General features: G+C 72.0%; 12 protein-coding genes and 1 pseudogene. 7 read left to right on the forward strand and 6 right to left on the reverse strand.

The genetic code is table 11. The features are described 5' to 3' along the window. Positions 1–1,342, reverse strand: a 1,342-nt coding sequence (locus ACTWQJ_RS31505; RefSeq protein WP_443309921.1) for a zinc ribbon domain-containing protein, incomplete at its 3' end; no start/stop codon positions are given. Positions 1,343–1,531: 189 nt separating this feature from the next. Next, complete coding sequence (locus ACTWQJ_RS31510) at positions 1,532–2,737, reverse strand: globin domain-containing protein (RefSeq protein ID WP_443309922.1); 1,206 nt, start codon at positions 2,735–2,737, stop codon at positions 1,532–1,534. Positions 2,738–3,092: 355 nt separating this feature from the next. On the opposite strand from ACTWQJ_RS31510, the gene abc-f reads away from it, so the two are divergent. The 3 genes from abc-f (at position 3,093) to ACTWQJ_RS31525 (ending at position 7,219) form a co-directional block, all read left to right on the forward strand. Beyond that, complete coding sequence (gene abc-f, locus ACTWQJ_RS31515; protein WP_443309923.1) at positions 3,093–4,745, forward strand: ribosomal protection-like ABC-F family protein; 1,653 nt, start codon at positions 3,093–3,095, stop codon at positions 4,743–4,745. Between the two features lie 89 nt (positions 4,746–4,834). Next, on the forward strand, positions 4,835–5,785 hold the full coding sequence (locus tag ACTWQJ_RS31520; protein ID WP_443309924.1) for a phosphotransferase: 951 nt from the start codon (positions 4,835–4,837) through the stop codon (positions 5,783–5,785). Between the two features lie 300 nt (positions 5,786–6,085). Then, the gene (locus ACTWQJ_RS31525; protein ID WP_443309925.1) at positions 6,086–7,219 is read left to right on the forward strand and encodes a methyltransferase; all 1,134 of its coding nucleotides are present in this window, start codon (positions 6,086–6,088) and stop codon (positions 7,217–7,219) included. A 3-nt stretch (positions 7,220–7,222) separates the two neighbouring features. Here the strand turns inward: ACTWQJ_RS31525 and ACTWQJ_RS31530 are convergent. Then, positions 7,223–8,199: pseudogene (locus tag ACTWQJ_RS31530) on the reverse strand (site-specific integrase). 259 nt (positions 8,200–8,458) lie between these two features. On the opposite strand from ACTWQJ_RS31530, the gene ACTWQJ_RS31535 reads away from it, so the two are divergent. Continuing rightward, complete coding sequence (locus tag ACTWQJ_RS31535; RefSeq protein ID WP_443309926.1) at positions 8,459–9,148, forward strand: pyridoxamine 5'-phosphate oxidase family protein; 690 nt, start codon at positions 8,459–8,461, stop codon at positions 9,146–9,148. 65 nt (positions 9,149–9,213) lie between these two features. Continuing rightward, positions 9,214–9,954, forward strand: a complete 741-nt coding sequence (locus ACTWQJ_RS31540) for a maleylpyruvate isomerase family mycothiol-dependent enzyme (protein WP_443309927.1) — start codon at positions 9,214–9,216, stop codon at positions 9,952–9,954. Positions 9,955–9,970: 16 nt separating this feature from the next. On the opposite strand, the gene ACTWQJ_RS31545 is transcribed toward ACTWQJ_RS31540, so the two are convergent. Further along, positions 9,971–10,375 (reverse strand): MarR family winged helix-turn-helix transcriptional regulator, encoded by a 405-nt coding sequence (locus ACTWQJ_RS31545; protein ID WP_443309928.1) that lies wholly within the window; start codon positions 10,373–10,375, stop codon positions 9,971–9,973. 86 nt (positions 10,376–10,461) lie between these two features. Between ACTWQJ_RS31545 and ACTWQJ_RS31550 the strand changes: the two genes are divergently transcribed. Both ACTWQJ_RS31550 and ACTWQJ_RS31555 read left to right on the forward strand, forming a co-directional pair. Next, a complete protein-coding gene (locus tag ACTWQJ_RS31550; RefSeq protein ID WP_443309929.1) occupies positions 10,462–11,949 on the forward strand; it encodes an MFS transporter in 1,488 nt (495 codons plus the stop codon). A gap of 71 nt (positions 11,950–12,020) precedes the next feature. Further along, positions 12,021–12,305: a DUF6332 family protein gene (locus tag ACTWQJ_RS31555; protein WP_443309930.1), complete on the forward strand. Its 285-nt coding sequence runs from the start codon at positions 12,021–12,023 to the stop codon at positions 12,303–12,305. On the opposite strand, the gene ACTWQJ_RS31560 is transcribed toward ACTWQJ_RS31555, so the two are convergent. Both ACTWQJ_RS31560 and ACTWQJ_RS31565 read right to left on the reverse strand, forming a co-directional pair. Then, complete coding sequence (locus ACTWQJ_RS31560; RefSeq protein WP_443309931.1) at positions 12,266–12,931, reverse strand: response regulator; 666 nt, start codon at positions 12,929–12,931, stop codon at positions 12,266–12,268. The two genes, ACTWQJ_RS31555 and ACTWQJ_RS31560, sit on opposite strands and share 40 nt — an antisense overlap. Then, positions 12,928–13,341 (reverse strand): sensor histidine kinase (locus tag ACTWQJ_RS31565; RefSeq protein ID WP_443309932.1); only part of this gene is annotated, 414 nt, incomplete at its 5' end. The genes ACTWQJ_RS31565 and ACTWQJ_RS31560, both read right to left, overlap by 4 nt.

Here is a 13,341-nt window from a genome sequence, read left to right on the forward strand (position 1 = left end):
CCTCGGCGGCCAGGTGCCGCACGCGGTCCACGATCTGCCCGCGGACCTGCTGGGACAGGCGGGTGTTCAGGGTGCGGCCCATGCCGCGGGCCTCCATCGAGCGGAGGTCCTCGACGTAGATCACGCTCGCGCCGGCGGTGAGGGCCTGGTCGACCGTCCAGCGGGCGGCGGACCATGCCAGGGCGTCGTTGAGGTGGGAGCGGCGGTTGGAGACGTGCCGGATCTCCTCGGCGAGCACCTGGTGTCTGCCCGTCAGCGGATGCGTGTCGTCTCCGGCGATGAGGCGTTCGTAGTGGCCGGTCTTGGCGTGCAGGTGCTCACTCTCGCGGCGCAGCCGGTGCTGTCTGGCCAGCACTCCGGCGGCGCGGAACATGCCCCCGGCCCCGACAGCGGTGATCCTCCCGTCGCCGTGCAGGCGGACGGCGCCCGCGCTGAGCAGGGTGTTCAGCCCCCAGTCCACGCCGAGTGCGATCGTGTGCCCACTGCGCCGGGCCGCAGGCACGGCGTGGGTGTAGGCCAGGTCGGCCCGCACCCGGCCCCGGTGGATGCGCAGGGTGGGCAGGTGCAGCACCGCGCCGGGCGGAACCGTGGGCGGCAGCGTGAGGGGGCAGGCCACCCAGGTCCAGTCCCGGTAGGAGTGCGGGTCGGGGCACGTCGGGAGCTGCAGCCGCAGCAGCGCCCGGCCCGGATCATCACCGCGGGCGATCGACGCCTGCTGCCTGTCACAGGCCGACAGCAGCAGCATCCGCGCAGTGCGGGGTGCGGCCTCCAGCTCGAACACGTCGGCTGGCAACCGTCCGTGCTTCCGCGCGAAGGCGGCGACCTGCCGGGTCCGGGACCTGATCACGCCGGAGGGCAGGTGCCGGCCGCCGGGGATCGCCTCGCGGACGGCGTCCCACTCACCCGGAGTACGCCTGCCTGGTTCGGCGGGCCAGGTCGCAACGACTGCGGCGGTCAGGTCGGCGCGCCACTTCGCCGACCGCAGGGTGCGCCCGGCCTGTTCCTGGGCCATGCGCACGATCCGGTCGTTGACGCGCACGCCCTCGGCCGGGGCCACGGTCCAGCCCAGGCGGCGCAGCGCCATCCACCCGTTCGACGGCAGCGTCCGCCCTGTGGGGTCCTCACCAGAGGCGAGCAGGTCCACGTCGGCGGCATTCCAGTGCGCGGCCAGCAGCTCGGCGGCCATGCCGGAGACCAGAGCGGCCGCCCAGTCCACCCGCTGGGCCAGCGCAGCGGCCGAGAGCACCTCGCCCGTCTGCTCCACCACACCCGCCCGCAGCAGACCACGGGCACAGGCGGTGCGGGCCGTCTCGCCCTCACCGAGCGGCAGCCTCCGGCTCACCGGCACCCCCCTTCCCCGCCCGTGGTGCTGTCATCCGATCAACGACACACCTTGAGAAAGGTCACACATTGGATCCACGCACTCACATACAACGCAGAAACCGGTACCGGACACATGACATGACACCGCAGGGGACGACACATCACCACGGATCCCAAAAGAAACACGTGAGCCCACCGGCCGGTTCTCTCAGCCCTCCGCGTGGGCCAGCCACAGGTCGGGGCCGAAGACCTCGTACCGGATCCTGCGCGCGGGGACACCTGCCTGCAGCAACTGGGCGCGCACGGCACGCATGAAGGGCAGCGCGCCGCACAGGTAGACGTCGGCGTCCGCGGGCAGGTCCTGGTCGCCCAGGTCCATCAGTCCGGTACGGGCGCCCGGTTCGTCGGCGGCGTCCTGCTCGTACCAGAACTGGGCCTGGGCATCCGGCAGTTCACCGATGATCCGGCGGGTGTCCGCACGCAGGGCGTGGTCGGCCGGGGAGCGGTCGGCGTGCAGCACGCGGACCGGGCGCCCGGACCCGGTCGCCGCGAGGTGCTCCAGCATGCCGACCATCGGGGTGCAGCCGATGCCCGCCGAGACCAGCAGCAGCGGGGTGTCGGCGGTGTCGAGCACCACGTCGCCGAACGGTGCGGACAGGGTGAGCTCGGCACCGGTGCGGACGGTGCGGTGCAGGTGGTTGGACACCTCGCCCTCCGGCGCGGCGGCCACGCTCGCGACGCGCTTGACGGTGATGCGGCGCATCTGTTCGCCGGGCGCGTTCGACAGGCTGTACTGGCGGACCTGGTGCACGCCGTCGGGCATCCGCACCCGGACGCTGACGTACTGCCCGGCACGGGCGGGCGGCACCGGGCCGCCGTCGGCCGGGCGCAGCAGGAAGGACACGGCGTCGGGGGTCTCCTCGCGGCGCTCCGCCACGGTCCACTGCCGCCAGGGATGACGCGGGTCGACGTGCGCTTCCTGGTAGAGCCGGGCCTCCTGGGCGATCAGGGCGCCGGCCATCAGCCAGTACACCTCGTCCCAGGCAGCGGCGACCTCAGGGGTGACCGCGTCGCCGAGCACGTCGCCGATGGCGCGGAACAGGTACTTGTGGACGACCGTGTACTGGTCCTCGGTCACGCCCAGCGCGGCATGCTTGTGCGCGATCCGGGACAGCAGCGCGTCCGGCCGGGTCTCGGGATCGGCGAGCAGCGCCGCGGCGAACCCCGCTATGGACCCGGCCAATGCCCTGCGCTGTTCGCCGCTGGCCTGGTTGCCGCGGTTGAACAGGCCGTCCAGCAGCTCGGGGTGCTCACTGAACATCTGGTCGTAGAAGCGTGCCGTGATGTCGTCCAGGGCCCCGCCGACGGCGGGCAGGGTGGCACGGATGACAGCAGCCGACTCGGGCGTAAGCATGGGTCTCCTACGGAGTACGGGTGTTCGGGGAAGGGCCGCTCGCAATCGCAGCCGTGTCACGTCTATCAGGTCGGATCCGCCTCATTGGCCGTGATTGCGGCCCCAGCGGTCGATTGGGGCCGAACGTCCCTGGACATCGGCCCGTTCGGCCCCCCAGGCCGGGCATGGCTCGGGTCCGGACGGCCCTACCGATCCGCCCGCGCCCTCCGGCATCGTTGCTGTCCACAGTGGAGGCGAGACGGTCCGTCTTGTTATGGTGGGGGCATGGCTTTCCTTTTCTTCGTCTGAGTCCGGGCACGGCCGATGCCGCCGTTTCTGCTGCCCGTAGACCCTTCGCATGCCCAGGGAAAGTCATATGCGCGACCGCGCCCGTACCGCCCTACCCACCACCGCCCCCGCTGCCGTGGCGCAGCTGTCCGTCAAGAACGTCACCAAGTCCTACGGCACCCGGACCGTCCTCGACCAGGTCTCCTTCACCGTCCGCCCGGGGGAGAAGGCCGCCGTCATCGGTGAGAACGGCTCCGGCAAGTCCACCCTGCTGCGGCTGCTCGCCGCGGCCGAGGGGCCGGACACCGGGGAGATCAGCGTCAGCTTCCCCGGCGGCACCGGACACCTCGCCCAGACCCTCGACCTCGACCCGGACTGCACCGTGCAGGACGCCGTCGACCTCGCCCTGACCGAACTGCGCGACATGGAGCGCCGGCTGCGCACGGCGGAGGAGCGTCTCGGCGAGGCGTCGCAGGACGAGCTCGCCGCGTACGGCGAGCTGCTGATCGCGTACGAGGAACGCGGCGGATACGAGGCGGACGCCCGTGTGAATGCCGCGATGCACGGGCTCGGGCTCGCCCGGATCACCCGCGACCGCCTGCTCGGCTCGCTCTCCGGCGGAGAGCAGTCGCGGCTGGCGCTCGCCTGCGTGCTGGCCGCCGCCCCCGAGCTGCTGCTCCTGGACGAGCCGACGAACCACCTCGACGCGGCGGCCGTGCGCTGGCTGGAGGAACACCTGCGGGCGCACCGCGGCACCGTCGTCGCGGTCACCCACGACCGCGGCTTCCTGGAGCGCATCGCCACCACGATCCTCGAGGTCGACCGGGACGCGCACACGGTGCGCCGGTACGGCGACGGCTGGGCCGGCTACCGCGCCGCGAAGGCCGCCGCCCGGCGCGGCGCGGAGCAGCGGTACGCGAACTGGGTCGAGGAGGTGGCCCACATGGAGGAGCTGCTCGAGGCCGCAGGGAGGCGGCTTGCCACCACCGGCCGCGACCCGAAGCAGGGCTTCGGCAAGCACCGCCGGTCCAGCGAGGCGAAGCTTGGCGGGCAGGTGCGCTCCGTCCGGGAGCGCCTGGCCCAGCTGCGGCGCAACCCCGTGGCGGCACCGCCGGAACCCCTGCGGTTCACGGCGGCGCTGTCGGCGGCAGACGGCCCGGCCCAGGGCCCCCTCGCCGAGTTCGACGGCGTACGGGTCGGCGAGCGGCTGCGGCTGGACGGGCTCCTGGCGATCACCCCCGGACAGCGGCTGCTGGTCACGGGCGAGAACGGCGCGGGCAAGACGACGCTCCTGCGCGTCCTGGCGGGCGACCTGGAGCCGGACGCGGGCGCGGTACGTCGCGCTGCCCGGATCGGCTACCTCGCGCAGGAGCTGCCCGTGCGCTCCACGCGGCTCCCGCTGCTCGCCACGTTCGCGGCCGGGCGGCCCGGACTGCCGGAGGAGTACGCCGAACAGCTGCTGGCCCTGGGCCTGTTCCGCGAGGAGGACCTGCACGTCCCGGTCGCCGCCCTGTCCGCGGGACAGCAGCGGCGGCTGCAGATCGCCCGCCTGGTGACCCGGCCCGCGGACCTCCTCGTCCTCGACGAGCCGACCAACCACATCGCGCTCGACCTGGTCGAGGACCTTCAGGCGGCGCTCGCGGCGTACCCGGGGGCGGTGGTCGCGGTCTCGCACGACCGCGGCTTCCGCGCACGCTTCGAAGGGGAGCGGCTGGAGCTGCGTGCCGGCCGCAGGCGCTGACCCTGTCGGGTCCGCCTCCGCCGCGAACGGCCCACGCCCCCGCCCCGACCTGCCCAACATCCGGAAAAATCCGCCGAAACGATGGAGCCATGACCACCTTCCTGACACCACAACAGCTCGCCGGCCGCACCTCCGCCGCCGTCGAGGCGGCCGTCGCGGCAGGGCGCGAGCTCGGCCTGACCGTCACCGACCCCACGGTGCTCCACGACGTCTTCTCCGTCGTCGTCCACCTGGCGCCCTCGCCGGTCGTGGCCCGGATTCCCACCGTCCTGCCTCGTCCGGACGACCTGGCCGCCCTCGCGCGCCGCCAGCAGGACGAGCTGGACGTGACACGTTGGCTCGACAACCAGGGAATCCCCGTGATCGCGCCCAGCCCGCTCGTGCCGCGGGAACCCGTGCAGCGCGACGGGTTCTCGATGACGTTCTGGCCGTTCGTCGAGGAGGACCGGGACAAGGAACCCGACTACGTGGCGAACGCCGAGAGCGTCGCCGACCTGCACGCGGCCCTGCGCGCCTACCCGGGCCGCCTGGAGTTCCTGTCCGCGGCCGAGCCGCGGTTCATCGCGGAAAGCCTCGCCCGGCTCGACCAGCACCCCAGCCTGATCGGTGCGGCCGAGCTGGACCGCGCCCGCCGCGAGTGGCAGATCCTCGAACCCCTCGTGTGCTCACGCAGGGCCTTCGAGACCCGGTTCCCGGGCGTCGACCTCCAGCCCGTCCACGGCGACTCCCCGCCCGCGAACATCTTCTCCGGGGTGGATGGCGACCTCTACGCCGACTTCGAACTGGTCACGCTGGGGCCCGTCGAGTGGGACCTGGCCGCTCTCGGACCCGAGCACGAAGCCGCCTACAACCGCGGCGCACGGCGCAACGGCACGAGGCCGCTCAACGAGGAAATCCTGGGCTTCGTCAACGCCCTGGGCATGCTGCGGGTCGTCGCCACCCTCACGCTGGTCCCGCAGCTTCCCGAGCTGATGGAGTACCTCAAGCCCGCCGTCGACCAGTGGCAGACCATGCCCTTCGCCGGCGGCATGAGCAGCTGACACCGACAAGTACACGGCAGCCATCGGACACCCGCCGCCCCGGCACCGAGCAGCACGGCCCTCATAGGCTGGTTCGTCCGGGGCGAGAGGGTGTGCGAGGCTCTTGGGGCTGTCTGTCTGAAAGGGCTGGTCATGACGCTCGCCATGGTTCTCGGCGACTCCTCCTCTCGCGCTTCGACGCGGGAGCGGTAGCCCCACCTGCGCTGACACACGCACCCGTACTGCGATACGGGCCGTTTGCCCTGCTCCTCGTCGAAGTGCTCTTCGTGCCCCTGCACGCTCGATCACGAGGAGTACTCGGTGTCCACCATCGACTGGACCGAGACGAACATCCCCCGTTCCGCCCGCTGGCATTCCGAGAGCGCAGCGCCGCTTCCCCGCCGGGTCGTCCGCGCGGACGACCGTATGAAAGCCGACACCGCCTACCATCTGGCCTGCGAAGGCACCGCCCTGCTGTGGCGGGGCGACTTCCACAACGCACGTCAGCTCCTGCAAGCGATGGGCCGCCGCATCGACCGGAAACCTCCCCGGCAAGGCGACGGCCCGGCAGAGTCCTTCCACCTGCACCGCCGGGCCCGCAGCCACCGTGCCCGTGTGCTGGGCAGGCTCCTCGTGCTGCTGGAAGCCGACTACCGCCTGGACCTGCGCAGAGCCCCCGAGGTGCGCCAGGCGTGCGCCGAGGCGTACGGTCCGCCGTCCGGAGCGATGGCTGTCTCGCTCACGGAACTGTTGGGCGTGATCGGAGCGCATCAGTGGCGCACGAAGGGCGTGGAGGTACCGGCCCTCGACGCTCGCGTTCATCCGCACTACGGCGTCTTCTCCCCGGTCAGGGGCGAATACGTCGACCTCGTCGCACATGCACCGCTCCCCGCGCCGGCGGACCGTCGCGCGGGCCGCCGCACCGCGTTCGACCTCGGGACGGGGACGGGAGTACTCGCAGCCGTCCTGGCCCGCCGCGGGATCGACCACATCGTGGCCACCGACATCAACCCGCGTGCCCTGGCCTGCGCACGCGACAACGTTCGCCGACTGCACCTCACCGGGCGCGTCGACGTCGTGGGCCCCGCTCTCTTCCCCGACGGGCGCGCGGACCTCGTCGTCTGCAACCCGCCCTGGATTCCGGCCCGGCCCACCTCCGCCGTGGAGCAAGGCGTCTACGACCCGGGCAGCAGCATGCTCCGCGACTTCCTGGACGGGCTCACCGCCCGTCTCGAACCGGGAGGTGAGGGGTGGCTCATCCTGTCGGACCTGGCCGAGCGCCTCGGGCTCAGGACGCGCAGCGAGCTGCTGGCCGACATCGAGGCAGCGGGCCTGCACATCGTGGACAAGATCGACACCCGGCCGCAGCATCCACGAGCGAGGGACACCGCTGACCCCCTCCACGCCGCCCGCGCCGCGGAAGTCACCTCGCTTTGGCGTCTCGTCGGCAATTGACGGTCAGCGTCGGCTGTCGCGCGGGGCGAGCAGGCTGCTGACCTCGGCGATCACCTCCGGGGAGGGGTGGAAGCACTTCCGCACGTTCTCCGGCTTCTTGTGCCGGGACTTCGCCATCAGCATGAGCAGGCTCGCCCCGGCCTCACCGAGGTGGGTGAGGCCGGAGTGCCGCCACTCGTGCAGGTCCCATCCCCCCGGCACACCGCCGACAGCCGTGTGCCCGTCCAGCAGGGCGCGGACCTGCCCGTACGACAGCCGGGCGAACCCGGTGTCCGGGCAGACGTCGCGAGGACTGACGACCTTGCGGGGGCCGGGCCGGCGGTGGGTGACGAACACCGGCCCGCGCATACGGCCTTTGAGTAATCGGGGCAGCAGCCGGGCGGTGCCCGCGTCCCAGTACCCGGGCTCCAGCACGAAGTCCTCGCGTACGGCACCGCGGCGGCCGGTGCGCGGCTTCGCGCCCTTGGCCTTGACCGGGGCCTTGCATCCGGCCAGGTCCAGGTCCTCGATGTTGACGCCGAGGATCTCCTCCGCCCGCGCGCACGTCTCGTACAGCATCCGGTGGAGCGTCTTCTCCCGCAGGTGGACCTCATGGCGGGCGATCAGCCGGTCGATGGCCATCTTCGAGGAGCGGGCCGGGGTCTCCGAGTCCGGTGGGGTGAGCCGCTGCGTCCAGGCCGAGAGGGACGGGCCGTGGTACCCGCGCTCGCCGTACCAGCCGAGCCAGGACAGCACGGAGGCCCGGCGGGCGTTCCAAGTATTGACCGCGGCCTCGCCCCACAGCAGTTCGAGGGCCTCGCCGATCTCGTCGTCCGCGACAGACGCCAGCGGCCGGTCCTCCCCGATCCGCTCGGCCGTCTTGCCCACTCCGATCCCATAGTTGCGGACCGTGTTCGGGTTGCCGAGCGAGTCGAGGAACGCGTCGGCCGCCGCGCGAACGGTCAGCGCCTCCCGACGGGCAGTCGGACGACGGTGGACACCCGAATTCCCTTCCCGCAGACGGGTCCGCCCGCCGATGGCACTTCGTGGGGCCCAACGGGACCCCGGCCCAGCGCTCGGACCTTTCGACCCACTCGCTCGGACAAATAAGGACCTTTCGACCCAAGCGGATGCCACTTGCCCAGGCCACACTGAACCTGCGGAGCTTCCCGGCACCGCATCCACGCCCGTCCGGCGCCCCGACCCCTCCGGCGAACCCCGAGGGAGTACGCAGGCGGCGCGACGAGAGGACGTGAGGACATGACCAAGCAGACATCGCCGAACCTGGTGAGCCCCGCTGAGGGACTCCGGCCGGGCGACCTCGGACGCCGCCTCGCCCGGCGACGCGCCGAAGCCGGCCTGACGCTGCACGAAACGGCCGCGCGGGCGGGCGTACCGCCGAGCTACCTGCAGTATCTGGAGGAGTGCCCCACCGCACTGCCGGGTACGGGCGTCCTCCGCAAGCTGGCGGGCAGCTTGGGAACCTCTCTGAACGAGCTCACCGGTGGCCGCGCCGACCTGCCGGCCGGCCTCGGGCAGGCCGCACGCGCCCCCGTGTTCGTGGAGCTGAGCGCCCAGGAGTGCCGGGCGCTGCTGTCGACGCACGGCGTGGGGAGGGTCGCGGTGCCGGACATCTCGGGGCTGGCTGTCGTCCCCGTCAACTACAGCGTCGTCGACGGTGCGATCGTCTTCAGGACCGCCCCCGGCACGACGCCCTGGCGGGCTGTCGACACCCAGGTCGCCTTCGAGGTCGACCACGTCGACGAAGCACTCAGCCAGGGCTGGAGTGTGCTGGTACGCGGCCACGCCCGGGCCGTGACGGATCCCGACGCGGTGAGCCGACTGGAGAGGCAGGCGTACAGCGCCCCCTGGGTCGGTGGCCGACGGGATGTGTGGGTGAGCATCGAGCCCCTCAGCATGACCGGGCGCCGGATCGTGTCCAGCCTGTAGCCCCGCAGCGGCCGGTCATACGTCTTCTTCCCTTCGACCTCGCTCCATGCGGCAGACTCGGCACCATGCAGACCGCCGACTTCGTCCGCACACTCGACCGGGAGGGCCGCGCCCTGGCCCAGGCCGCCACAGAAGCCGGCACCGAGGCCAAGGTGCCGACCTGTCCGGACTGGCAGGTGAAGGACCTGCTGCGGCACACGGGCATGGTGCACCGCTGGGCGACGGCGTTCGTCGCCGAGGCGCGCACCTCGTACCACCCCGGCGAGGAGCTCCCCGACCTCGACGGCGCCGACCTCGTGACCTGGTTCCGCGAGGGGCACCGCGGGCTCGTCGACACCCTCACCGCCGCCCAACCCGACGTCGCTTGCTGGCACTTCCTGCCCGCCCCGTCGCCGCTCGCGTTCTGGGCCAGGCGGCAGGCACACGAGACGACCGTGCACCGGGTCGACGTGGAGGCGGCGCGCGGCGGTACGGGCGAGGAGATCGCCGTCGACTTCGCGGTGGACGGCATCGACGAGTTGCTGCGCGGGTTCCACGCCCGCAGCAAGAGCAGGCTCCGCACCGATATGCCCCGGGTGCTGCGGGTGCGGGCGACGGACGCGGACGACGCGGTGTGGACCGTACGGCTGTCGCCCGAACCACCCGTGACGGAGCGGAGCGACGCGGGTGCCGCCGACTGTGAACTGGCCGGACCGGCCGCACGGCTCTATCTGGCGCTGTGGAACCGGTTGCCGTTCCCCGGCGTCACCGGTGACGCCTCGCTGGCCGACCTGTGGCGGGAGAAGTCGGCCGTCGTCTGGAGCTGATCCCCGCTCCGGAGCGTCAGTCGGCCGAGCCGCCCGCCAGCATCCGGGTCAGCACCGCCCGCTGCACCGGCAGCACCTCACCGTGCAGGGCGCGGCCCTTGCCGGTGAGCGCCACTCGGACGCCGCGACGGTCCTCCGGGCACATGGTGCGTTCGACGAGCCCGTCCTTCTCCAGCCGCGCGATCAGCCGCGACAGCGCGCTCTGGGTGAGATGGACGCGCTCGGAGATCTCCTGGACGCGGTACGCGCAGACGCCGTCCGCCGCGGCGCCGCCGGCCAGGACGTCGAGCACCTCGAAATCACTGGCGCACAGGCCGTGTCGGTGCAGGGCACGGTCGATCTCGCACTGCGTGCGCGCATGCAGTGCGAGGATGCCCCGCCACTGCTCCACAAGCGCCGGCTCGGCGCTTTTCGTCGCCATGGCCGCACGGTAGCAGAGAAGTAAATTCGTTGCGTAGACATTAAATGTGCTTGCAATCAATGCATGCGCATGTAGCGTTCTGAGGCATGACCTCTCCGCTCACCACTTCCGCGTCCGAGGGACGCTGGACCCCCCGGCTGTGGGGCACCCTGCTGGTGCTCTGCGCCGCGATGTTCCTCGACGCCCTGGACGTGTCGATGGTCGGCGTCGCCCTGCCGTCCATCGGCTCCGACCTCGGCCTGTCCACCTCGGCACTGCAATGGATCGTCAGCGGCTACATCCTGGGCTACGGCGGTCTGCTCCTGCTCGGCGGCCGCACCGCCGACCTGCTCGGCCGGCGCCAGGTGTTCCTGGTGGCCCTGGGCGTCTTCGCGCTCGCCTCGCTGCTCGGCGGACTCGTCGACTCCGGCCCGCTGCTGATCGCCAGCCGCTTCATCAAGGGCCTGAGCGCGGCCTTCACGGCACCCGCCGGCCTGTCGATCATCACGACGACGTTCCCGCAGGGCCCGCTGCGCAACCGGGCCCTGTCCATCTACACCACCTGCGCGGCCACCGGATTCTCGATGGGCCTGGTGCTGTCCGGCCTGCTCACCGAGGCCAGCTGGCGCCTGACCATGCTGCTGCCCGCGCCCATCGCCCTGATCGCCCTGATCGCGGGCCTGAAGCTGCTGCCGCGCAGCTCCCGCGAACGCGACCACAACGGCTACGACATCCCGGGCGCCGTTCTCGGCACCGCCTCGATGCTGCTGCTGGTCTTCACCGTCGTACAGGCCCCTGAGGTCGGCTGGGCCTCCGCCCGCACGCTGCTGTCCTTCCTCGCCGTCGCCGTCCTCCTCACGGTGTTCGTCGTGGTGGAGCGGCGCTCCCCAGGGCCGCTGATCCGGCTCGGCGTGCTGCGTTCCGGCACCCAGATCCGCGCCCAGCTCGGCGCCATGACCTTCTTCGGGTCGTATGTGAGCTTCCAGTTCATCGTCACCCTGTACATGCAGTCACTACTCGGCTGGTCCGCCCTGCACACCGCCCTCGCCTTCCTGCCGGCCGGCGCGCTGGTGGCGATCTCCTCGACGACGGTGGGCTCGATCGTCGACCGGTTCGGCACCCAGCGGCTCCTCGCGGTGGGCTTCGCGCTGATGGTCGTCGGATACGCGCTGTTCCTCGGCGTCGACCTCGACCCGGTCTACGCCGCCGCCATCCTGCCCAGCATGCTGCTGATCGGCGCGGCCTGCGCGCTGGTCTTCCCGTCGCTCAACATCCAGGCCACCAACGGCGTCGACGACCACGAACAGGGCATGGTCTCCGGCCTGCTCAACACGTCCGTGCAGGTCGGCGGGGCGATCTTCCTCGCGGTCGTGACGGCGGTGGTCACCGCGGGCGCCCCGGAGAACGCCTCACCGCAGGCCGTCCTCGACAGCTACCGCCCCGGACTGATCGTGGTCACGGTCATCGCCGTCGCCGGCCTGCTGATCGCACTGTCGGGTCTGCGTACCCCACGTGCCACGCAGTCTGTGGTGGTCGCCCAGTCCCAGTCCCTGATGAAGGAGACGGACGCGGAGCGCGTGCCGGTCCGTGACTAGGGGACCGTCTCCATTGCGTGGGCCCGGCGGGGCTGTTGCTCCGCCGGGCCCACGCCTGCTTGACTTGCCGGATGACCAGGCACGGGGGACGGCGCACGCAGGCCGAGCGGGATGCGATCACCGTCGAGATCGGGTACGCGCTGTGCAGTGCGGCGTTCGCGGCGGCGGTGGTCCTCGGGGCGGTCGCCGGTCCGGCGTTGCTCTTCGAACTGCCCGATGTGGTGGAGACGTTGCTGGTCCGCACGGGCCTCGTTCTCGCGCCGGTCCTGTTCATCGCCCGGGTGGTCGCCGTCCTCGTCCGGTTCCGGCACGCGGTTCAGCCCAGCCAGCCGGGCCGTACCAGCCCCGACTCGTAGGCCAGCACGACCAGTTGGGCCCGGTCCCGGGCGCCCAGCTTCACCATCGTGCGGCTGACGTGGGTCTTGGCGGTGAGCGGGCTGACGACCAGGCGGCGGGCGATCTCCTCGTTGGACAGGCCGATGCCCACCAGGGCCATCACCTCCCGTTCCCGCTCGGTGAGTTCGGCGAGGGTGTCCGCGGCCGTGGGCTCCTTGGAGCGGGCCGCGAACTCGGCGATCAGCCGACGCGTCACGCCCGGTGAGAGCAGCGCGTCACCCGCGACCACCGCCCGTACCGCGCGCAGGAGTTCCTCCGGTTCCGTGTCCTTCACCAGGAACCCGGAGGCGCCCGAGCGGATCGCCTCGAAGACGTACTCGTCCAGCTCGAACGTCGTCAGCATGACCACCTTGACGTCCTCGAGGTCCGCGTCCTCGGTGATGCGGCGGGTCGCGGCGAGGCCGTCGAGCGCGGGCATCCGGATGTCCATCAGCACGACGTCGGGCCGCAGTTCGCGCACCTTGCGCAGCGCCTCCGCACCGTCGGAGGCCTCCCCGGCCACCTCGATGTCGGGCTGGGCGTCCAGCAGGGCACGGAAACCGGCCCGGACCAGTGACTGGTCGTCGGCGAGCAGTACACGGATCACCGGTTCTCCTCCTGCGCGGTGAGTGGCAGCACGGCGAGCACCCGGAAGCCGCCGTCAGGCCGCGGGCCCGCCTCGATCGTGCCACCCAGAGCGGCGGCCCGCTCCCGCATTCCGGCCAGTCCGTTGCCGCTGCCGCCCGCGTCGGCGCCGGTCGCCGGCCCGTCGTCGTCGATACGCAGCCGCAGTGCACCGGCGGTGTGATCGAGGTGTACCCGCGCGTGCCGGGAGCCGGAGTGCCGTACGACGTTGGTGAGGGCCTCCTGGACGATGCGGAACGCGGCGAGGTCCGTGCTTGGCGGTAGGCGGGGCGGCTCGCCCTCGACCGCCACGGTCAGGCCCGCGCCCGCCGCCTGCTCCACCAGCTCGGGCAGCCGGTCGAGGCCGGGCGCAGGCGCGCGCGGCGCGTCCCT

The sequence above is a fragment of the Streptomyces sp. KR55 genome, assembly GCF_052245645.1.
GTDB classification, from domain to species: Bacteria; Actinomycetota; Actinomycetes; order Streptomycetales; family Streptomycetaceae; genus Streptomyces; species Streptomyces flavusporus.

Bases quoted from the DNA above. Each gene is read 5' to 3' on its own strand.
- ACTWQJ_RS31510 (WP_443309922.1), bottom strand. From the start codon at position 2,737: ATGCTTACGCCCGAGTCGGCTGCTGTCATCCGTGCCACCCTGCCCGCC.
- ACTWQJ_RS31520 (WP_443309924.1), top strand. From the start codon at position 4,835: ATGACCACCTTCCTGACACCACAACAGCTCGCCGGCCGCACCTCCGCC.
- ACTWQJ_RS31555 (WP_443309930.1), top strand. From the start codon at position 12,021: ATGACCAGGCACGGGGGACGGCGCACGCAGGCCGAGCGGGATGCGATC.
- abc-f (WP_443309923.1), top strand. From the start codon at position 3,093: ATGCGCGACCGCGCCCGTACCGCCCTACCCACCACCGCCCCCGCTGCC.
- ACTWQJ_RS31550 (WP_443309929.1), top strand. From the start codon at position 10,462: ATGACCTCTCCGCTCACCACTTCCGCGTCCGAGGGACGCTGGACCCCC.
- ACTWQJ_RS31545 (WP_443309928.1), bottom strand. From the start codon at position 10,375: ATGGCGACGAAAAGCGCCGAGCCGGCGCTTGTGGAGCAGTGGCGGGGC.
- ACTWQJ_RS31540 (WP_443309927.1), top strand. From the start codon at position 9,214: ATGCAGACCGCCGACTTCGTCCGCACACTCGACCGGGAGGGCCGCGCC.
- ACTWQJ_RS31535 (WP_443309926.1), top strand. From the start codon at position 8,459: ATGACCAAGCAGACATCGCCGAACCTGGTGAGCCCCGCTGAGGGACTC.